We start from the raw sequence: 20,487 nt of genomic DNA, 5'->3' as shown, positions 1-20,487 counted from the left end.
ATCGGCACCCCTAGATCCGCACCTGCGAACCCAGTTCGACGACACGGTTCGTGGGCAGGCGGAAGAATTCCATCGCGGTGGCCGCATTGCGCAGCATCCAGCTGAAAATCTTTTCGCGCCACAGCATCATCGCGGGCTTTTCGCTGGGCAACAGCGTCTGGCGCGACAGGAAGAAGCTGGTCTGCATCATGTCGAACTTGCCGCCGCAAAGGTCGATGGCCTTGAGCGCCAGCGGCACGTCGGTTTCTTCCATGAAACCGTAATGCAGCACCACACGGTAGAACCCGTCGCCAAGATTTTCGATCTCCGCCCGGTTCGCCGCATCGACATAAGGTTCTTCGGCAATCGAGACGGTCAAAACCACGACGCGGTCGTGCAGCACCTTGTTGTGCTTGATGTTGTGCAGCAGCGCCGACGGCACGCCCGCCGTGCTGGATGCCATGAAGATCGCGGTGCCCGGTACGCGGGTGGCAGAATTGGCCGCGCTCTTGGCGAAGATCTCGATCGGCAGCGCAATCTCGGTCATCCGCTCGCGCATCAGCTTGCGGCCCTTGGCCCATGTCGTCAGCAGCGTAAATGCCGCCGCGCCGATCAGCAGCGGGAACCAGCCGCCGTCGGGGATCTTCGTGGCGTTCGCCGCAAAGTATGCACCGTCGACCACGAAGAACAGCACGATCACCGGCACCGCGGTGAACCACTTCCATTTCCACACAGCGAACAGCAGGACCGCCATGAGACAGGTGTCGATCACCATCGCGCCGGTGACTGCAATGCCATAGGCGCTCGCCAGGTTGGACGAATTCTCGAACGTCAGGACCAGCAGGATGACCGACACCATCAGCACCCAGTTGATGAACGGAATGTAGATCTGCCCCGATTGGGTCTCACTGGTGTGGAGGATCGAAAGGCGGGGTATGAAACCTAACTGCATCGCCTGATGCGTGACCGAAAACGCGCCCGAGATCACTGCCTGGCTGGCGATGAATGTCGCGCACATCGCCAACAGCACCAGCGGCAGGCGCAGCGCATCGGGGGCCATCATGAAGAACGGGTTCTCGATCGCTTCCGCCGCGCTCGCCCCGGTCAGGCTGGTGACCATCGCGGCCTGACCGAAATAGTTGATCAGCAGTGCGGGCATCACAAACCCGAACCACGACACGCGAAGCGCTCCACGCCCGAAATGCCCCATGTCGGCATAAAGCGCTTCTGCCCCCGTCACGGCCAATACGACCGACCCGAGCGCGAGGAATGCCAACGTCTTGTCGACCATGAAGAACTGCAGCGCGTACCACGGGTTCAGCGCTGCCAGCACGCTGGGGTTGTTGAAAATCTGGATCATGCCCAGCACCGCAAGGACCACGAAATAAAGGATCATGATCGGCGCAAACAGGGCGCCAACCTTTGCAGTGCCGCGTCGTTGGAGCAGGAACAGGAAGATCAGCAGGGCAAGCGCGATCGGGATGACGAACACCTCGAACCGCTTTTCGACGACGGTCAGGCCCTCGACGGCCGAAAGCACCGAAATTGCGGGCGTAATCATCGAATCGCCATAGAACAGCGACGTCGCCAGAACGCCCAGCAAGACTGTGATCCAACCATAGCGCGATCGCCCGATCTGACGCGAAATCAACGCGAGCAGGGCTAGGCTACCGCCCTGCCCCTTGTTATCGGCGCGCATCAAGATTGTGACGTACTGGATCGAGACGACGAGCGTCATCGACCAGAAGATCAGACTTACAACGCCAAGGATATGCAGGCGATCGAGCGCCAACGGGTGCGGCCCGACGAACGTTTCGCGAAACGCGTAAAGCGGGCTGGTGCCGATATCGCCAAAGACGATGCCGATGGCGCCCGCCGCAAGCTTCAGCTTAGCGCTGGCTCGTGCGTCTTGTCCGTTAGCGGATTGGCTCATCGCGTCTGGTTGCCCTTTGCGATGGCCGGAATATCGTCTTGACCGACCATAGGGCGGTGGCGATTAGCAGCGGTTGTTCGCACCTGCAAGAAAAGCCGCGCGGGTGTCACGGTGCGGGACTGCCCGACGCCGCGGCATCCGGGCTTTCCTGCTCCACCGGCACTGGCCCCGAAGGCATCGGACCCGCCGGACTTGCGCCGTTTGTCATGGCGATGATCGCATCGAGTCGCGCCAGCCGTTCGGTCAGGTCCGCGCGCCATGGCGCATTGGTGTCTCCGGGCCGGTCGAGCAGCCCCTGCCACATCGCGCGCGCTTCCTCGAACTGTCCCGATTGCGCAAGGGCGAGCCCCTTGAAGAACGGCGGGCCGAGATGTTCAGGCGCAATCGCCGCCGCATTGTCGAAGGCATAGAGCGCGGCCGGCGTGATGATACCATTGGCATGGCCGACGAGCGCATTGCCCAACGCGACCCACACATCGGGATCGTCGGGATTTTCGTGGATCGCCCCGCGCAACATGCCCGCCGCCGCGCCGAACTGTCCGGCGCGCACGAAGGCATCGGCGGTGATGAGATAGCTTTGGCCCCGACCGTACTGATCGCCCATCGCCTTGCGCGCCTCGATCAGAGCGGCCTGTCCCGATTCGGCGTTTTCGCGCGGCACGGTCGGCGATCCGCGCATCTGCGGATGCCCCTGCAGCGCATATCCCGCCAGCCCCAGCATCAGCGCCGCGCCCGCGAATTCACGCCCGCCACGCGGCAGTTTCAGCACAAAGGCCATGCCCGCGAAGGTAATTGCCGCCAGCGCCAGAACGATGATCCAGCCCATCAGTCGTTATCCCCTACGCCACGCGTGAACCGGCGGCGAAGCAGCATGATCGCCAGCAGCAGCAGAACCAGCGGCGCAGCGAACAGCGGCCACGTCAGCGCCGTCAGTTCCGGCTTGTAGCTTACGTAATCGCCGTAACGTTCGATCAGCCAGCCGCGAATCGCTTCGGGATCTTCCCCAGCCTTGATCTTCAGTCGCACCTGATTGCGCATGTCGCCCGCCATCGAAGCATCCGAATCGGCGATCGACTGGCTCTGGCATTTGAGGCAGCGGAGCGTTTCCATCAGCTCCTGCGCCTTGGCCTCTTGCGCAGGATCTTCCAGCTGGCGGTAGGCATAGGGCGCGGGCGGCAGTTGGTCCTGCGCGGCAAGCGGACCGGCCAGCGCGCTGACGATCAGCGTGGCGAACAGCGCGAGACGGGCGAGCATGTGCATCACAGCGGCTTCTCCGCCCGTTCGACTTCGGCGAGGATTTTGGCCACGTCGCGGTCCATGATCGGGCCGATATGCTGATAGCGTATCGTGCCGCTGCCATCGATCACGAACGTTTCGGGCACGCCCGACGAACCGAGGCCAAGCTGCACTTCGCTTATGTCGTCCTTGCCGATGCTGGCGAACGGATTGCCGTGGCGGGCCAGGAATCGGGCAAGATCCTCCTCCCGATCGCGGATGGCGACGCCGTCGATGGGCACGCCCGATTTCGCGATGGCATCAAGCTGCGGCGCTTCGGCGGCGCAGGGCACGCACCAGCTGGCAAAGATGTTGAGCAGGCGCGGACGCCCCTGACGAAAGGCATCGGTCGCAAGGCCGGGCCTGTCGGGCGATCCGGGGGCAAGGTCGAACACGGGCAGCGGCTTGCCGACCATCGCGCTTTCAATCTCGCGATCGGCCGGCCGGATCAGTCCGTTCATGACCAGCGCGAAGAACGCGCCGAACAGGACCAGCGGCAGCCAGATGGCCCAGCGCTTGCCTTTTGGAGCATCGGGTGCGGTCATTCCGCCGGCCCTGTCGTCGCCGCTGCCAGCGGCTTGCTTTCGCGGCGCATGGCGATGCGGCGGCGTTGGAGGCCGCGGCGCACATCGCCCGCGACCCGCCCGATCAGCGCCAGCACCCCGCCCAGCGCGATCAGCAATCCGCCCAGCCACACCAGCGGCACGAACGGTTTCCACCACAGTCGCAATTGCCAGCGCCCATCCGCGCCCTCTTCACCGACGACGGCATAAAGCTGACCGTTCCAACGGGTGGAGAGAGCGGATTCGCTCGTCGTCTGCTGCGGCTGGGTGAACGTGCGAGACTGTGGGTGGAGCATGACCGGCGAACCGTCTTCGTACCGAGCGGTCATCGTCGCTTCCAACGCGGTCCAGTTCGGGCCCGCCACCGGCTCCATCGACGTCAGCTCGATCGACCATGGCCCGACATCGACCCGGTCGCCGACATTGGCCGCGACCAGTTTTTCGGTCGAAAACGCACTCTCGCTCGCCATGCCGAACAGCGCGACGGCAAGCCCGAAGTGACCCAGCACCATGCCATAAGTCGGCAGCGGGGTACGCAGGAGGTTGCGACCGAAAAGCGGCACGAGGCTGGCAATGCCAAGCCCGATGGCCATGCCAAGGCCGAGCAGCGGCAGGATGTGGATGTCCGGCGCGAACATCAACGCACCCCCCAGCACGATCACCGTGACGACGGCGGGCAGGATCAGCCTTTTCCCGATGCGACCGAATCGGTCGCTACGCCAGCGTAGCAGCGGGCCGATGGCCAGGGCCACGAACATCGGAAAGGCGAAGATCGCGCCGACCGGATTGAAATAGGGCGGGCCGACCGAAACCTTCGTGTCGAACGCCTCGGTTAGCAAGGGATAGAGCGTGCCGAGCAACACGATGCCAAGAATTGCGGTCAGCGCAACGTTGTTAACGACCAGCCCCGCCTCGCGGCTGACGATGCTGAACCGCTTGCCCTCGCTCACCGTGCTGGCGCGAGCGCCAAACAGGGCTAGAGCGCCGCCGATATAGATGGTGAGCAAAGCCAGAATGAACGTCCCGCGTTCGGGGTCCACCGCAAAGGCATGAACGCTGGTCAGGATGCCCGACCGCACGAGGAATGTCCCCACCATGCTCATCGAAAAGGCGACGACGCCCAGCATGATCGTCCATGTCCGCAGCGCATCGCGCGATGCCAGCACGCTGGCCGAATGCAGCAGCGCAGTCGCGGCCAGCCACGGCATGAGCGAGGCGTTTTCGACCGGATCCCAGAACCACCAGCCGCCCCAGCCGAGTTCGTAATAGGCCCAGTACGACCCCGCGGTGATCCCGATGGTCAGGAAGATCCAGCTTCCCAGCACCCAAGGGCGCATGGCTCGGGCAAAGGCGGGGCCGACCTCTCGCGTGATCAGCGCGCCGACCGCGAACGAGAACGCGACCGAAAGCCCGACGTACCCGACATAAAGCGTGGGCGGATGGAACGCGAGGCCGATGTCCTGCAACAGCGGGTTCAGCCCGTTGCCCTCTGCCACAGGCGTCAGCAACCGTTCGAACGGGTTCGACGAAAACAGCAAAAAGGCATAGAAACCCAGGCTGACGAACGCCTGCGCCGCCAGCGTCGCGATCATCGTGCGTTCGGGCAACCGCCGTTCGACCAGCGCGAGGAACGATCCCGACAACGCCATCACCGTGACCCACAGCAGCATCGAGCCTTCGTGGTTACCCCACGTGCCCGCCACCTTGAAGATGAACGGTTTGGCGCTGTGCGAATTGGCCGCCACCAACAGCACCGAAAGGTCGGTGCGGATAAACAGCCACATCAGCATCGCGAACGACAGCGCGACGAGCGGCCCCTGCATGATCGCGGCGGGGCGCACGATGCCACCCATTTCGCCACTGCCGTCGCCGCCGCGCAGCGTCATCAGGCTGGTGAACAGCTGCAAGACCGCCAGCGCGGCCGCGAACCAGAGAAGGGCGAGGCCCGCTTCGGCGATCATTCGGTTTCGGCCACCACGGCCTTCGCCTGCGCGTCGGTCATGTCCTGCAATTCGCGCGGCATGTAGTTCTCGTCATGTTTGGCCAGCAAGGTGTCGGCCACGAAAACCCCGTCCGCCGCCAGCCTGCCGTCGGCGACGACGCCCGATCCTTCGACGAAAAGGTCGGGCGTGATCCCGGTATAGCGCACCGGCACCGTCACCTTGCCGTCGCCGACATCGAACGTCACCGTGACGCCATCGGGCAAGGTCTTGATCGAACCTTCCTGAACCATTCCGCCCAATCTCACGGCCTTCCCGGTTTCGGGCGGGCTGGCGACAAGATCGCTGGGCACATAGAAATAGCTGGCCTGTCCGCGCAGACCCCAGATCGCCAGCAGCGCCGCGCCGATCAGCACGACAAGCGCGAGCACGACCAGCACCAACCGCTGGTGTTTAGGTTTGAGGGCAGTGGTCATTTACGTCCTTTTGCGGCGTCGCGGCGTGCTTCGGCCCGGCGCATCGCGAACCAGCTCCACGCTACCATCACCAGCGTGCCGCCGATGCCGATGACATAGGCCGCGATCACGAACGGCCAGTGTGACAGCCCCTCGTTCAAAGGGCCACCCCTGCCATCGCATCTGACGCCATGGCGCGGCGGCGAAGGCGCGACTCGGCTTGGAAATTTGCGAGAATGGCGCGCATCCGGGCCAGCACCACGCCGCCGAACAGCAGCGAAAAGCCCAGCATCGCGATCAGCAACGGCCACAGGAATGCGGGATCGATGGCGGATTTGCCCATCGTGATGCTGGCGGGCTGGTGCAGTGAATTCCACCACACCACCGACCGATTGATCACCGGCACGTTGATCGCGCCGACCAGCCCGAAGATCGCAGTAACGCGGCTGCCGCCGCCCACCCCGTCCTTTTGCGCCGCATTGGCGAGCGCGAGATATCCGAAATAAAGGAACAGCAGCACCAGCATTGACGTCAGCCGCCCGTCCCACACCCACCACGTGCCCCATGTCGGGCGGCCCCAGATGGACCCGGTGGCAAGGCAGATCGCGGTGAATACCGCGCCCGGCACGGCCGCTGCACGCGCGGCGATCGTCGCCAGCGGGTGCCGCCAGACCAGTTCGACAAAGCTGGCGATGGCGATGGTCGTCCATCCGCCCATGCCGAGCCATGCGCTGGGCACATGGATGTAGAGGATGCGGACCGTATCGCCCATCAGCCGGTCCGCCGGGGCGAACAGCAGGCCATAGGCCAGCGCGCCGCCCGCAAGCAGAAGACCCGAAACCAGAAGGATCGGGGTCAACCAGCGTGCGAGGCGCAGGAACCGGGCGGGATTGGCGAAACCGTGCATCGATAAGGCTTTCGCCGACCGCTTTGGCAGGGGCGGCGAGCGGCTTCAAGTCAAAGACTCGCCTCGCCCCGCCAAAAGGACAGGAATCGACCTAAAGACCCAAGGGTTTCGCCCGATCCACCGTCAGCGACCGATTGCGGCGCGCGCCATCGCATCGGCGACGCGGTTCGCCGCGGTGCCGCTGGCCTCGCTCTCCAGCCAGATCTGTTCAAGCCGGCCGGGGATCTGCGCGATGCGGCGGTCGACTTCCTCGAACGTGACGGGCACCGATTCGTCGCGAGACAGGTATTCCACCGCGACCGAAATGATGCCGCCGGCGTTGATCACGTAATCGGGCGCCCACAGGATGCCGCGGTGGTTCAGGTGATCGCCGTCGGCCGCCGTGGCCAACTGATTGTTCGCACCGCCCGCGACGACCGCGCAGTCCAGCGCCGCGATGGATTCGGCATTCAGGATCGCGCCCAGCGCATTGGGGCTGAACACGTCGCACGCCGTCGTCATGATGGCGTCCGCCGCCACGACATTCGCGCCCAGTTCGTCGGCCAGTTTCGCCGCGCGCGCCTGATCGACGTCTGCCAGCGTGAGCACCGCGCCATCCTTGGCCAGATGGCGCGCAAGGCCGGAGCCGACGCTGCCGGTGCCCTGTATCGCGATGTGCACGCCCGACACGCTGTCCCTGCCCAGCTTGTGCTGTACCGCCTGCTTTACGCCCAGATAAATGCCGTGCGATGTGAACGGACCCGGATCGGAACCTACCGTCGGCTCGCCGACCTTGGCCGAAAGGCCGGTGACGTGCCGGGTGCGGCGGTGGACGATGTCCATGTCCGCTTCGGTGATGCCGACATCTTCTGCCGTGACGTAATCGCCGCCCAGCTTTTCGATGGCATCGCCGAACGCAAGCATCATCTCTTCAGTCTTGGTGCGGTTTTCATCGGCCAGGATCACCGCCTTGCCGCCACCCATGGGAAGCCCGGCCAGCGCGTTCTTGTAGCTCATGCCCTGCGACAGGCGCAGCGCATCGGTCAGCGCGGCAGTGCTGTCGGCATAATGCCAGAAACGGGTGCCGCCGGCGGACGGGCCCAGATGGGTGGAATGGATCGCGATGATGGCCCGAAGGCCGCTCTTGCGATCATGGACGAGCGTGATCTTTTCGTGATCGTCGAACGCAGGGTTATTCCACATGCGGGAGTTGAACCGCCTCTCCGAATACGGATCGTTGACGTGGATTTTACCCCCGATCCGGCAGTGAAGACTGGGGCGACCGAGGGGTCTCGAACCCCCGACCTCCGGTACCACAAACCGGCGCTCTAACCAACTGAGCTACGGTCGCCACAAAGCCCTGAACCTCCCCCGTTTTAGCCGGGAAGGAAGGGCCTGTTTTCACTGCCGCGAACCAACGTCAAGCGCTATCAACGGCGGGACGCGCCTGTTGCACAAGCAGGCATTGAAGGGAAGCAAAAAACGAACATTCCTTGCGCAAACGTAATTTTGTTGCGTGACCTAATTTGCCTCGCCCCAACTTCGCGCAACGATCCGCGCCGGTTCGAGCTGTGCGTCGATCAGCGCGCGCTCTTCGAGCACCACCGAATCGACCCGGACGACGATGCGCGCCTCGAACCACCGGCTGGAAACACCAAGCTGCCGCAACTGCGCAGGCCCGATCGGCGCGCCCATCGCGGCCAGCGGCGCAATCGCTTGATTCAACGTGCTCCAGCCGTTTGCCGGGCGCGATTCGATCAGGCTTGCGACCTGCTGGACGCTCAGCGTCCCCGGCATCAGCGCGGCGACGAGCGGAGCCTGATCGGAGCGCAGAGTGTTCAGATTGATGACGGTCCGTTCACCACCGGGCACGGCGCAAAGCCACGGGCTGAGCCGGCGATAGATCGGTTCGTCCATGCCGCGCACCGCGCGCAGTTCGGACAGGTCGACGATGCGCCGCCCCGCCGTGCGATAGGGAATGGGGAGCGACGCATAGTAATTGTCCTCCGCCCCGTTCACCTGCGGATCCTGATCGGCATCGACCCAGTCCGCGATGGAATCGCTGATAATGACGGCGCGATCCATCGGCACCTGCAACGCGTCCATCAACCGGCGCATCTGGTCCAGCGCAGCGAGGTTGAGGCGCGTACGTTCCCCTTCGCCCACCACCAGCGAGTTCACATCGAAACAGTTGCCGCGATCGGTGATGGTGACGGTGACGATCCCGCGCGAAAGCGGCAGCGGCGTTTCGCTCCCCAGAAGCCCGCCGGGATCGACGGTACGGCTGCGATCCACCGCGACCAGCGCGCCGAGCCGTGCGGCAACGATGTTTTCGGCGCTGAGCGCATAGAGCCGCGCCTGCGCCATCGCCTGCGAATTGGCCGCGAGACGCGTGGCAAGGTTCAGCCGTTCGAGCATGACGGCGGCAATCACCGCCATCACCGCGACCAGCAGCAGCACGGACAGCAGCGCCGCGCCGCGTTCGCGTTTCGCCATCCAGCGCGAACGGGTCCGGATTGTCCGGGCCCGCATCACTGGTAGTTCGCCCCGACCAGCGCGACAATGCGCAGGGTCGTGCCGTCGGTCTGCGGCACCAACAGCTCGACCGCGGTCGGCAGGTCGGTCGCGTTCTCGCCCTGCCAACGGTCGAGCCAGTTGCCCTCCGCCCCGCGAAACCGCAGCACCGGGGCACCCGAAATCCGCAACATCGCGGACGGTTCGGGCGGGGTGGCGCCATCGGGGAACGGCAAGCCGACGCGGACCAGCCGGTTGCCGTCGACGCGCCAGCTTACGCGTTGCAGCGACGGGCGCGCCTCACCCATCGGGTTGTCCCAGCCGCTTCGGGTCAGGTCGATCAGCGCGCCCCCTGCGCCTTGTTCCATCGCCGGGTGTGCTTCGCCGCGTTCGTCGCGCACGGGCCGCGCGGCCGCCTGTGCCAGATCGGCGGTCCACACCGCGATGAAGCGCCGCTGATCGGCGAGCCGTTCGGTAACTTGCCGCCCGCTGATTTCCGCATCCACGGAAAAGCGCAACAGCCCGATCGCCCCGCCCGCGATGACCGCAAAGAGGACAAGGGCGACCATCATTTCGACGAGCGTAAAGCCGTTGCGGACCGGAACCCGTGTCATGCCGAAACCCGAGTCATGACGGTGCGACCCGCAGAAATTCGTACGTGACGGCATTCGTCTCGCGCCCTGGCGTTACCTCCTTGACCGACAGTACGATGCGGATCGTGCCGGGATATTCGGCCGGCGCTTCGACCACGCGGTCCCACCTGAACTGCCGCCCGGCGTTTTCGACTTCACCTGCGTCATCGCCCAGCGATGGCGGCATCGGGTCGGTCAGCCATTCAGCGGCAAGGTTCTGGGCGGTCACTTCGCGCATCAGACGCTGATCGAGATCGGCGGTGCGGGCGATCGACTGCCCCTCCATCCGCATCAGGGTCAGCCCCGCCAGCGCGAATATCGCCAGCGCGACGAGCAGTTCGATCAGAGTGAACCCGTTTCGGACAGGTCGGTTTGCGGCCGGAAGGGTCGGGGCGTGACGGTTCATGGCGCGCCTTGGGTATCCGGGCCGATCATTGCGATGAAACGGCAACCTCGCCGTTGCGGCCCACGGTTACGACCGTTGCATTGCTGTCGTGTGACAGCCGCAGCCGCAAATCTTCGCTCGCCAAACCCAGCGGGTCGAAGATCACGCGGCGATTCGCCGGTGCGCCCCGATCTTGGCCTTGGCCTTGGCCTTGGCCTTTGCCTTTGCCTTTGCTCTGCCCCTGTCCGTCGACGGCGGCCACCGTCCCGTCACCCCAATCGGTCGCGGCCAGCGTTCCGTCCAGCGGCATCCAGCGCCCGTCGGTGCGGCGTTCGAAATAATATCCCGCCGGGCCGACCACGGCGGACACCGGGGCTGAGGTGGCGATCGCTTCGTCGCGGGCGGCCATGGTGCGAGCGGCGAATCGCTCCGCCTCTCGCCGCAAATCGCCGCTACCGTCGGGCATCGACAGGACCGCGGCGCCTGCCATCAGCGCGATGACGAACAGCACGACCATCAATTCGACCAGGCTGAACCCGTTGTGGGCGGGGCCGTTCGCTTTGCGAGTGCGGTGGATAGGGCAGGTCATGGCGGCGCGCAGCTATGCGCCAGCAAAAACTTTGCCGCAAGCTCGGGAAGCTGCTGCTCAGCCATCAGGCTACGCCATTCTGCCGCGAATAGCGCGGGGTTGCCTGATGCAAGAACCTCGGGCTGATCTCGTCCGGGTTTCGGAAGGCAGCGGACAAGGGCCAGACCTGAGAAATGGTGGGCGGTAACGGGCTCGAACCGCTGACCCTCTCGGTGTAAACGAGATGCTCTACCAACTGAGCTAACCGCCCGCTTGGGACATGAAACATGCCGCATGCGCGGGGCGCGCTTAGCGCAAAGTTCGGTCGGGGGAAAGCGCCGTTTTCGCCAGCGCGCGCTTCGGGTGCACGTTTTTTGCGGATATGGCATCGCGGCGATCGCGCATGGCTTGCAACATGACGCCTTGTGCGCGAAACCATTTTACATGAAGCACTTGGTCCTTGTTCTCGCCCCTTTATTCGCCATGATCGCGGCACCTGCATCGGCGACCACCCCGGACGAAATCGTCGATGCCGCGCCCGACAGCGAATGGCGCGAGATTGCGCCAGCGGACCTTTTGGTCATGACGCTCGCCCCCGACGCTGCGGGCAAGCCGCGCGAGGTTGTCGTGCAGCTTTTGCCCGAACCGTTTTCGGCGGCGTGGACCCGTAACGTCCGCGCATTGGCCAAGGCGAACTGGTGGAACGGAACATCGATCTATCGCTCCGTCGACAACTGGGTGGTGCAATGGGGCGAAGGGCCGGTGGAAGAAGGAAAGACGGTGCCTGCCGCGATGGGGGAGACTTCGGCCGACGGCTATTCGCTCGATTGGCGCAGCGGACTTGTTGCAACGCTGTGGGATGCACACGGCAGGCGCGCGGCAGAAGCGGCGGATAAAGAGAGGGATGGCTCGAAATTCGGCGATCCTTACGCCGCAGCGGTCGGATACGTGAATGGGATGCCGGTGGCGAGCGATCTGGAAACGCGGATCGGTCCCGATGGGGCGAAGATCAGCCGTCCGACGCGGATTTGGCCGGTGCATTGCTATGCTTCTGTCGGCGTGGCCCGGGCGCTGTCGCCCGATGCGGGTTCGGGAACGGAACTTTACGCCGTGATTGGCCACGCACCACGCCAGCTCGATCGTAATATCGCCGTGGTCGGCAAGGTAATCGACGGGATCGAGCATCTTTCTATCCTGCCGCGCGGAACGGGGCCTGCGGGCGTTTACGAGACGGAGGGTGAACGCACGCCCATCGTTTCGGTTCGGCTGTTGAGCGAAATGCCGGTGGCGGCGCGCCCGCGCTATCGCGTGCTCGACACCGATGGCGATAGTTTTGCGCGCTATGCCGAGGTTAAGGCCAATCGTGATGATGCGTTCTATACCGTGCCGGCAGGCGGGGCCGATGTCTGCAACGTGGCTGCGCCGGTCAAGCGCTTCGCCGATGACGCCAGCGGTTAAGGACGCTCAGGCCTAGATCCGATCCGCTTGGGCCACCGCATCGCTGGCGCGCAGGGCGCTGATGATCCGTGTCAGGTGGGCCAGATCGCGCACTTCGATGCCGACTTCGTACGTTCCGAACAGATCGTCGCGCGTTTGCAGGGCCAGATGCGTGATGTTCGCGTGGTTCGCGGCGAATACGCCTGTCATTTCCGACAGCGTGCCCAACCGGTTGTACAACATGACCCGCAGGTTGCCGGTCGCCCCGTCGCTGCGTTGATCCCATGACAGGTCGATCCAGCGCTTGTCGTCCTGCTCGGCCAGCATCATGCAATGGATCGAGTGGACCTCGACCTTGCGCCCTTCGCGAATGCCGACGATGCGATCGCCCGGTACCGGATGACAACAGGGTGACAGCTTGAATTCCGCGCCCTTGGGCAATCCGCGCAGACGCACGGAACGCGCCGGGGTCTGCCAGAAACTGTCGTCGGGCAGTTCCGACCCACTACCGGGGACGAGCGCTTCCATCACGTCCTTCTCGGTTAGTTTGGCAGTACCGATTGCCAGCATCAGCGAGGTTTCGTCTTCCATATCCAGCCGCTTTAGCGCGCCATTGATGGCCTTTTTGCCGATCTTGACGTTCATCCGCTCGACAATGGAATCGAACAGTTCCTGCCCGATACGCGCCGTCTCCTCGCGCTCCTTTTGCCGGACGGATCGGCGGATAGCGGCACGCGCCTTGGCGGTGACGACGAACGACAGCCAGCCCAGTTGCGGTTCGCTGTCGGGCCCCTTGATGATTTCCACGATGTCGCCATTGGCCAGCGGCGTGCGCAGCGGCATGTGGCGACCGTTGATCTTGCAGCCGACCGCGCTGGCGCCAAGGTCGGTGTGGACCGAAAACGCGAAATCGACCGGCGTCGCCCCCCTCGGAAGCTGATATAGCGCGCCTTTGGGCGTGAACGCGAAAATCCGGTCCTGATAAATCGCGAGCTTCGTCTGTTCGAGCAGTTCTTCGGCGTCGGCGGCAGTGTCGAGAATTTCGAGCAAGTCGCGCAGCCAGCCCACCTGACCGTCGGGGGTCGATCCGCCCTGCTTGTAGGCCCAATGCGCAGCAAGACCGAATTCGTTGGTGCGATGCATTTCGCTATTACGGATCTGGACTTCGACGCGCATCGAATTTTCGTAGACCAACGAGGTGTGAAGACTGCGATAGCCGTTCGATTTCGGCGTCGAGATATAATCCTTGAACTTGCCCGGTATCATCGACCACGTGCGATGCAGTACGCCCAGCGCGCGATAGCAGTCCTCTGGCGTGTTGGTCACCACGCGGAATGCCATGATATCGGTGATCTGTTCGAAGCTGACGTGGCGCTCGGCCATCTTCTTCCAGATCGAGAACGGGTGTTTTTCGCGTCCCGAAACCTCGACCTTCACGCCGCCTTCGGCCAGTGCCTGCTTGATGCGCAGCGCGATTTCGTCGACCTGCCCGCCTTCCTGGCTGCGGATCTGCGCCAACCGTCCGGTGATCGTGGCATATGCCGCCGGCTCCAGCTGTTCGAACGCCAACAGCTGCATTTCGCGCATGTATTCGTACATGCCCACGCGCTCTGCCAGCGGGGCATAGATATCCATCGTCTCGCGAGCGATGCGGCGACGCTTGTCTTCGTTCTTGATGAAGTGGAGCGTGCGCATGTTGTGGAGCCGGTCTGCCAACTTGACCAACAGGACGCGCAAATCCTCGCTCATCGCAAGGAACAGCTTTCGCAGGTTTTCCGCCGCCCGCTCGTTCTCCGGCATCTGTTCGATCTTGGACAGCTTGGTAACGCCGTCGACCAACCTCGCGACTTCGGGACCGAAGTTCTTCTCGACATCCTCGATCGTGGCGAGCGTATCTTCCACCGTATCGTGGAGCAACGCGGTGATGATGGTTTCCTGATCGAGCTTCAGGTCGGTCATCAGTCCGGCCACTTCGATCGGGTGGCTGAAATAGGGATCGCCCGATGCGCGCTTCTGGCTACCGTGTTTTTGCACCGTGTAGACATAGGCGCGGTTGAGCAATGCCTCGTCCGCATCGGGATCGTAGGCTTTTACACGTTCGACAAGTTCGTATTGGCGCAGCATTCTGACGCTACGATGTGCGCATTGGATGCTGCGATGCAATGGCTAAAATACGAGAGTTGTGCACGGCACGGCAGACTTGTGGACTTCGGGCCAAAATAGCCGCTTTGGGTCCGACATTCCCAAAGGCAACGACACAGGAATTATCCGGTCCGATGCCTGAGTTCCACCGCAGTCAGTTGGCCGGTTCGAGCGTATCCGTTTCTTCGGTCACGATTTCCGGCACAGGCTCTGCCTGCAAGTCAGCTTCGGGTTCGACGACCGGATTGGCGGTCACGGGCATTTCCACGTTCGCATCGTCCATCATCGTCGCCGGATCTTCCTCGTCCAGCAGCGTTGTCGCACCCTTGACGAAGCCCTCGCCCTTTTTCGGCGTCACGCCGGTTTCGATCTCGATGTCGCAGTTGAACTCCAACCGTTCCTGCATCTCGCCAAGGTTGGCGGTGACACGGCCGCGCAGACGGTCGATCGCGACCTTGCGCTCGATCAGGTAGAGATCGCGATTGGCGGCATAGGGATCGCCGCATTTCTGCCGGATCGCGTCAATCTGTGCATCGGTCTCGATCCTCGCTTCAAGCGAGGTCAGCGCGCCGACCGGGAGCGCGTAATAGGGCTTGTTGAAAGGCTTGCCCGCGACCGCCGGAATGATCGACAGGTCGACGATCCGCCCGAAAAGATCGCGCACCGTGGTCGATCCGATGAAGGGAAGATAGAGATAGGGCCCCGGCCCGACGCCATAGTAGCCCAGCGTATTGGCCAGCCCATTGAATTCGTAAGGCATGTTGAACGGCTTTTTCTTCGCCACATCAAATACGCCGGCCACGCCAATGGTCGTGTTGATGGCAAAACGGCCAAGCGTCTTGATCGCCTTGCCCGGCTTCATCTGAAGCATGAAGTTCAGAAAAGACACTGGCTCACCCAGGTTGCGCAGGAAATTGCCCAACCCCTTGCGGATCGGTGACGGGAGCGCTTCGTCGTAAATCTTGGCGATCGGCTCGACGAGGGCCTGATCCACCGCCTGCACAGCCTTGTAACTGGCGGCATTCAGCTTTTCTGCGGGGTCGCCTACTGGCGTGCCGATAGCACCTTCGACGACAATGACGTTGCCTGTGTCTGACCCATCGGACTGGGGTTCGTCTTCGACCGTGGCGACAGTTTCAGGGGCAGTTGCGCCGCTGGCGGGCCCGGGCGTCGGTTCTTCCTGAAATGCGGTCAGGTACTCCAGACCCAGGTTCGAGATCGCACCTTCGTTCAGGCGCACCGAAACGGGGGCAAACGGCCGGGCGGGTTCTGCAATGCAGGCAATATCCTGCGCACATGCTCCGACGGGATCGGCCCCAGCGGGATTGGCCCCGGCGGGATTGGCCAGAGCAACTGTCAGCGCAAGAACGGAAACAACCATCAAACCCTCATCATTCGCCGGCGCACAGGCAAGGACCGCGCAGGAGATCCCGAAAGAGAAGGCTCTTATTGCATTGCCCGCCATCCCGCCAGAGGCACCAAGCCCCTATTTTGCAAGCCATTATCGAATGTTGCATGAACGAGCGGTGTGCACGGTCGGCGCCCCCGTCAGGTCCAGCTCGCTTCTGGCGGCAGGCTCATCAGGATCGCATCGACGTTTCCGCCCGTCTTCAACCCGAACAGCGTGCCCCGGTCGTAAACGAGGTTGAATTCGGCGTAACGCCCCCTCCATTCAAGCTGTTGCTGCTTGTCTGCTGCATCCCATGCCATCCCCATGCGCCGCCGGACGAGCTTCGGAAACACGTCCAGAAACGCCTCGCCGACATCGCGGGTAAAGGCGAAATTCCGTTCGAACGCCAAACCGTCGGTGCACTCGAGATGGTCGTAGAAGATGCCGCCCACCCCGCGCGAAACGTTGCGATGGGGGATGAAGAAATATTCCTCAGCCCACTTCGAAAAGCGATCGTAATAGGTGGGATTGTGCCTCGCGCATGCCGCCCGAAACGCCGCGTGGAATTCGGCCGTGTCTTCTTCGTAGGGAATCGGCGGATTGAGATCGGCCCCACCGCCGAACCATGCCGTCTGCGTCGTCAGGAACCGAGTATTCATATGCACCGCAGGGACATGCGGATTGGCCATGTGGGCGACAAGGCTGATGCCCGTGGCGGTAAAGTCCGGGCTTTCGATGCTCGCGCCGTTGATCGATTCGGCGAATTGCGGTGCGAAGGTGCCGTGAACGGTCGAGACATTGACGCCGACCTTTTCGAAGACCTTGCCCTTCATCAGCCCGCGCGTGCCTCCGCCGGGGTTTTCGTTGCCCTCTTCCTCTCGCTGCCACGTCGTGAATTCGAAGGCCGCGTCGCTGCCAGCCTCACGCTCGATTTCCTCGAAGGCTGCGCAGATGCGGTCGCGCAGTGCTTCGAACCACGTCTTTGCGGCGGCGGTCTGTTCTGTCCATTGGTCCATGGCTATCCGCTTGCCAAAGCGAGCGCGCTGCGGCAATAGCTGGTGCATGGTTCCCGTTTCGTTCGCACCTTTTTCCTTTGCCGGGGAAGAATGGCACCTGGTTGATGGCCGGGCGCTATTCTGGCCGCGCGAACGGGCGCTGCTGGTCGCCGACCTGCATCTTGAAAAGGCGAGCTGGTATGCCAAATGCGGGCAGCCCTTGCCCCCTTATGACAGCCGGGAAACGCTGCAACGCATCGCCGACGCGATCAAGGCGACCGACGCGCGCCGGGTGTTCACGCTGGGCGACAATTTCCACGATGGCGAAGGGCCGGACAGGCTGGAGCCGCACGCGAGCGGCATGCTCGATGCGCTGACCCGCGCGGTCGACTGGGTGTGGATCACCGGCAATCATGACGAAAAACACGGGCTTCGCCGCGCGCCCGGCGGAACGCAGGTGGCCGAACTGGCAACGAGCGGGCTGCTGCTGCGGCATCAGACACTGCCAGGAGAGACGCGACCCGAGATGTCGGGACATTTTCATCCTCGTCTGCAAGTGCGGCTGCGCGGTCGCCGGATCGTGCGGCCATGTGCGGTGGCAAGCGTGAACAAGCTGATTCTTCCCGCGTTCGGGGCGCTTACCGCGGGCATGGATGCCGCCGATCCGGCGATTCGCGCCGCGCTTCGCCCTGCCCGATCTGCCGACGCGATCGTCCCGGCAGCGGGCCGATTGCTGCGTTTTCCCCTGTGGAGTGCGGCAGCCTAGCCACAAACGCACCGGAACCGGCGCATCATTGGCGCGTACACCCTTTAATCGCGGCGCGTTTGACGATAAGGACGCGCGCGATGGGGGAGCTTTGCGCGACTTGCCGTTATGCGGCCCCCTCACCATATTCGAATATCGCCGCCACAAGGAGAAGGCCCCATATCACGTCCCCCCCGCCGCTCACTTCAACCGCCGGTCAAGAGCGGACCGCGCTTTAATACTCTTATTCAGTCGGACAAGGTTCGCGTCATCGATGGCGAGGGCGAAAACCTTGGGGTGATGTACACGCGCGAGGCAATCGAGCGCGCGGCGGAATCGGGCCTGGACCTCGTGGAGGTTTCGCCCAACGCAGACCCGCCGGTCTGCAAGTTCCTCGACGTCGGCAAGTTCCGGTACGAGGCACAGAAAAAGGCCAACCTGGCCCGCAAGACCCAGAAGACGCAGGAACTCAAAGAGATCAAGATGCGTCCGAACATCGACGACCACGATTATGACGTGAAGATGCGGAATATCGTGAAGTTCCTCGAAAACGGCGACAAGGTGAAGTGCACTCTGCGCTTTCGCGGTCGTGAAATGGCGCACCAGGAACTTGGCCTCGAACTGCTGAACCGCGTTCGCGCCGATGTCGAAGTGATCGCCAAAGTCGAAGCGTTCCCGCGCCTCGAAGGGCGGCAGATGGTTATGGTGCTGGCGCCCAAGTAAGGCGCCTTTCGCCTGCTCAACCGGCGGGCGGCTCCCACAATTCAATCGTGTTTTCGTCCGGATCATGGATCCGGGCGAAACGCCCCGTTTCGGGCGAATCCCACTCGTCCCGGCGTTCCGCGTCGATCCCGCTGGCGGCCAGCCGCGCGACAAGCGCGTCCAGCCCACTGGCCCTGAAATTGAGCATGAACCCCTTGTCCGCCGCGAAATAGTCGCTGTCGGCGGCAAACGGCGCGAAGATCATCGGGCCGGCGCCGGTGTGCCAGGACCAGCCGTTGCCCTCGTCGTCCTGAGCGCCGCAGCCAGCCCCGACGTCAAGATGCTCCCGGTACCATGCCGCCAGGGCATCGGGGGCGCGCGCCCGGAAAAACAACCCGCCCATGCCCAGCACCCTGCCATCTCCCGTCACTGTGCGCGCTCCTTCGCCTTGCCCTTGTCGCAACCACGGCTAGAACCGATCCGGGGCAGACAAAAGGGGTAGCGGATGTCGGGCGCACGGATCGGTTTCTGGTTGGGCCTCGCCCTGATGGCGGCGACGATAATTGCGCCGCCCCCTGCCGGAATGACGGCCATGGCGTGGCATACGGCCGGGCTCGTGATGTGGATGGCATCTTGGTGGATGTCCCACGCGATCCCCCTGTCGGCGACCGCGATGCTGCCGTTCGTGGTTCTGCCCTTGGCGAGCGTGGCGACCGCAAAGGATGTCGCGTCCTCCTATTACTCGCCGATCATCTTCCTGATCCTGGGCGGCGCGATGCTGGCGCTGGCGATCGAGCGCACGGGCCTGCACCGCCGGCTGGCGCGCGCATTGGTGCGGTTGGGCGGGCACAGCTCGTTTTCCATGCTTCTGGCTTTCATGGTGGCCACGGCAGTGCTGTCGATGTTGATCAGCAATACCAGTGCCGCACTCATCATGATCCCGATGGCGATCGCCGTCATCGCCGCCGGCAGCGGCTCTGCGCGCCTTGGCGATGGCGGAATGCCGGACGAACCGGTGCAGCACGGCATTGCTGGCGCACTGCCCATCGGCATCGCCTTTGCCGCGACGATCGGGGGTTTCGGCACTATCGTCGGCACGCCGACCAATGCCATAGCCGTCGCCTTGCTGGACGAAATGCTGGGCGTGAAGATCAGCTTCGCGCGGTGGATGGCATTTGGCCTGCCGCTCGTCGCGATCGCCCTTCCCATCGCGGCGCTGCTGATTGCGCGAGTGCAGAGACTGTCGACCGATCGCTTCGACGTCGATGCAGCCCGCGCGGCGCTCGTCTGCGAACCCGCGTGGTCTTCGCCGCAAAAGCGCTTGAGCGTCGTCATCGTCCTGACCTTTATCGGATGGCTCGCCGCACCGTTCGTCGGCGATGCCCTGCCCGAAGACTCGCTGACCGACGGAACCGTAGCGGTCATTGCCGCGCTCATTCTGTTCGTTCTGCCCGACGGGACGGGGCGCGCAATGCTGAACTGGAAAGAGGCGAACCGTGCGCCGTGGGACGTGCTGCTGCTGTTTGGTGGGGGGCTAGCGCTGGCGGGCGGCATGGCGGCATCGGGCCTTGCCGAATGGCTGGGCCAGATGCTTTTGCCGCTGGAGGCGGTGCCGTTGTTCCTCGTGGCGATGGCGATCTGCGCGTTGGTGATATTGATCACCGAATTCGCCAGCAACGTCGCGACGGGCAGCGCGGTCATCCCCGTCGTCGCCGGGCTGATCGCTGCGCTGGGCGTCGATCCCATCCTGCTGGCGATGCCGGCTGCCATCGCCGCATCGTGGGGTTTCATGCTGCCTGCGGGTACGGGTCCGAACGCAATTGCGTGGGCTTCGGGCCATGTCGCCCTGCCCGCCATGATCCGGTCAGGGCTGTTGCTCGACGTAGCGGGCGTAATCCTGTTGCCCGGGGTTATCTGGCTGGTCGTGCTGGCTTTTTAGGCGACTT

21 protein-coding genes and 2 tRNA genes are annotated in these 20,487 nt (G+C 63.6%); 4 read left to right on the top strand and 19 right to left on the bottom strand.

Annotated elements, in window-relative coordinates:
• Positions 1 to 10 precede the first annotated feature (10 nt).
• The 15 genes from EKN06_RS13875 to EKN06_RS13810 form a co-directional block, all read right to left on the bottom strand.
• Complete coding sequence (locus tag EKN06_RS13875; protein ID WP_127613518.1) at positions 11 to 1,912, bottom strand: potassium transporter Kup; 1,902 nt, start codon at positions 1,910 to 1,912, stop codon at positions 11 to 13.
• A 106-nt stretch (positions 1,913 to 2,018) separates the two neighbouring features.
• The gene (locus EKN06_RS13870; protein ID WP_127613517.1) at positions 2,019 to 2,738 is read right to left on the bottom strand and encodes a tetratricopeptide repeat protein; all 720 of its coding nucleotides are present in this window, start codon (positions 2,736 to 2,738) and stop codon (positions 2,019 to 2,021) included.
• On the bottom strand, positions 2,738 to 3,172 hold the full coding sequence (locus EKN06_RS13865; protein ID WP_420810798.1) for a cytochrome c-type biogenesis protein: 435 nt from the start codon (positions 3,170 to 3,172) through the stop codon (positions 2,738 to 2,740). The genes EKN06_RS13870 and EKN06_RS13865 overlap by 1 nt, the downstream gene beginning before the upstream one ends.
• Positions 3,172 to 3,732, bottom strand: coding sequence for a DsbE family thiol:disulfide interchange protein (locus tag EKN06_RS13860; protein ID WP_127613516.1), 561 nt, complete (start codon positions 3,730 to 3,732; stop codon positions 3,172 to 3,174). Before EKN06_RS13860 ends, EKN06_RS13865 begins: the two co-directional genes overlap by 1 nt.
• Positions 3,729 to 5,711, bottom strand: a complete 1,983-nt coding sequence (locus tag EKN06_RS13855) for a heme lyase CcmF/NrfE family subunit (protein ID WP_127613515.1) — start codon at positions 5,709 to 5,711, stop codon at positions 3,729 to 3,731. Before EKN06_RS13855 ends, EKN06_RS13860 begins: the two co-directional genes overlap by 4 nt.
• Positions 5,708 to 6,166: a cytochrome c maturation protein CcmE gene (gene ccmE / locus EKN06_RS13850; RefSeq protein ID WP_127613514.1), complete on the bottom strand. Its 459-nt coding sequence runs from the start codon at positions 6,164 to 6,166 to the stop codon at positions 5,708 to 5,710. Before ccmE ends, EKN06_RS13855 begins: the two co-directional genes overlap by 4 nt.
• The gene (locus tag EKN06_RS15735) at positions 6,163 to 6,306 is read right to left on the bottom strand and encodes a hypothetical protein (RefSeq protein ID WP_164844083.1); all 144 of its coding nucleotides are present in this window, start codon (positions 6,304 to 6,306) and stop codon (positions 6,163 to 6,165) included. Before EKN06_RS15735 ends, ccmE begins: the two co-directional genes overlap by 4 nt.
• Positions 6,303 to 7,052 (bottom strand): heme ABC transporter permease CcmC, encoded by a 750-nt coding sequence (gene ccmC / locus EKN06_RS13845; RefSeq protein ID WP_127613513.1) that lies wholly within the window; start codon positions 7,050 to 7,052, stop codon positions 6,303 to 6,305. The genes EKN06_RS15735 and ccmC overlap by 4 nt, the downstream gene beginning before the upstream one ends.
• Positions 7,053 to 7,175: 123 nt before the next feature.
• A complete protein-coding gene (locus tag EKN06_RS13840) occupies positions 7,176 to 8,234 on the bottom strand; it encodes a Glu/Leu/Phe/Val family dehydrogenase (protein ID WP_127613512.1) in 1,059 nt (352 codons plus the stop codon).
• A 71-nt stretch (positions 8,235 to 8,305) separates the two neighbouring features.
• A tRNA-His gene (locus tag EKN06_RS13835) sits at positions 8,306 to 8,382 on the bottom strand.
• Positions 8,383 to 8,552: 170 nt separating this feature from the next.
• Positions 8,553 to 9,527, bottom strand: a complete 975-nt coding sequence (gene gspK, locus EKN06_RS13830; protein WP_164844082.1) for a type II secretion system minor pseudopilin GspK — start codon at positions 9,525 to 9,527, stop codon at positions 8,553 to 8,555.
• Between the two features lie 35 nt (positions 9,528 to 9,562).
• Positions 9,563 to 10,159, bottom strand: a complete 597-nt coding sequence (gspJ, locus tag EKN06_RS13825) for a type II secretion system minor pseudopilin GspJ (protein WP_164844081.1) — start codon at positions 10,157 to 10,159, stop codon at positions 9,563 to 9,565.
• A 13-nt stretch (positions 10,160 to 10,172) separates the two neighbouring features.
• On the bottom strand, positions 10,173 to 10,583 hold the full coding sequence (gene gspI, locus EKN06_RS13820; protein ID WP_127613509.1) for a type II secretion system minor pseudopilin GspI: 411 nt from the start codon (positions 10,581 to 10,583) through the stop codon (positions 10,173 to 10,175).
• Between the two features lie 25 nt (positions 10,584 to 10,608).
• Positions 10,609 to 11,151 (bottom strand): GspH/FimT family pseudopilin, encoded by a 543-nt coding sequence (locus EKN06_RS13815; RefSeq protein ID WP_127613508.1) that lies wholly within the window; start codon positions 11,149 to 11,151, stop codon positions 10,609 to 10,611.
• Positions 11,152 to 11,325: 174 nt separating this feature from the next.
• A tRNA-Val gene (locus tag EKN06_RS13810) sits at positions 11,326 to 11,401 on the bottom strand.
• Positions 11,402 to 11,574: 173 nt separating this feature from the next.
• On the opposite strand from EKN06_RS13810, the gene EKN06_RS13805 reads away from it, so the two are divergent.
• Entirely contained in the window at positions 11,575 to 12,588 is a 1,014-nt protein-coding gene (locus tag EKN06_RS13805) for a peptidylprolyl isomerase (RefSeq protein ID WP_127613507.1), read from the top strand.
• Between the two features lie 12 nt (positions 12,589 to 12,600).
• On the opposite strand, the gene EKN06_RS13800 is transcribed toward EKN06_RS13805, so the two are convergent.
• The 3 genes from EKN06_RS13800 to hemF form a co-directional block, all read right to left on the bottom strand.
• Entirely contained in the window at positions 12,601 to 14,691 is a 2,091-nt protein-coding gene (locus EKN06_RS13800) for a RelA/SpoT family protein (RefSeq protein ID WP_127613506.1), read from the bottom strand.
• Between the two features lie 172 nt (positions 14,692 to 14,863).
• The gene (locus EKN06_RS13795; RefSeq protein WP_164844080.1) at positions 14,864 to 16,090 is read right to left on the bottom strand and encodes an MlaA family lipoprotein; all 1,227 of its coding nucleotides are present in this window, start codon (positions 16,088 to 16,090) and stop codon (positions 14,864 to 14,866) included.
• 167 nt (positions 16,091 to 16,257) lie between these two features.
• Positions 16,258 to 17,115 (bottom strand): oxygen-dependent coproporphyrinogen oxidase, encoded by an 858-nt coding sequence (hemF, locus tag EKN06_RS13790; protein ID WP_127613504.1) that lies wholly within the window; start codon positions 17,113 to 17,115, stop codon positions 16,258 to 16,260.
• A 46-nt stretch (positions 17,116 to 17,161) separates the two neighbouring features.
• Between hemF and pdeM the strand changes: the two genes are divergently transcribed.
• Both pdeM and infC read left to right on the top strand, forming a co-directional pair.
• Positions 17,162 to 17,860, top strand: coding sequence for a ligase-associated DNA damage response endonuclease PdeM (pdeM, locus tag EKN06_RS13785; RefSeq protein ID WP_127613503.1), 699 nt, complete (start codon positions 17,162 to 17,164; stop codon positions 17,858 to 17,860).
• A gap of 159 nt (positions 17,861 to 18,019) precedes the next feature.
• Positions 18,020 to 18,562 carry a translation initiation factor IF-3 gene (infC, locus tag EKN06_RS13780; protein ID WP_240654990.1) on the top strand — a complete coding sequence of 181 codons (543 nt, stop codon included), beginning with the start codon at positions 18,020 to 18,022 and terminating at the stop codon, positions 18,560 to 18,562.
• Between the two features lie 16 nt (positions 18,563 to 18,578).
• Here the strand turns inward: infC and EKN06_RS13775 are convergent, their stop codons facing one another.
• On the bottom strand, positions 18,579 to 18,944 hold the full coding sequence (locus tag EKN06_RS13775) for a VOC family protein (protein ID WP_127613538.1): 366 nt from the start codon (positions 18,942 to 18,944) through the stop codon (positions 18,579 to 18,581).
• Positions 18,945 to 19,046: 102 nt separating this feature from the next.
• Here EKN06_RS13775 and EKN06_RS13770 point away from each other — a divergent pair, with 102 nt between their 5' ends.
• Complete coding sequence (locus EKN06_RS13770; RefSeq protein WP_127613501.1) at positions 19,047 to 20,480, top strand: SLC13 family permease; 1,434 nt, start codon at positions 19,047 to 19,049, stop codon at positions 20,478 to 20,480.
• The last annotated feature ends 7 nt before the right edge of the window (positions 20,481 to 20,487 follow it).

This window comes from Croceicoccus ponticola (genome assembly GCF_004004515.1).
GTDB classification, from domain to species: Bacteria; Pseudomonadota; Alphaproteobacteria; order Sphingomonadales; family Sphingomonadaceae; genus Croceicoccus; species Croceicoccus ponticola.
The sequence above is the reverse complement of the archived record's forward strand: the minus strand, read 5'-3'. Positions and strand labels throughout refer to the sequence as shown.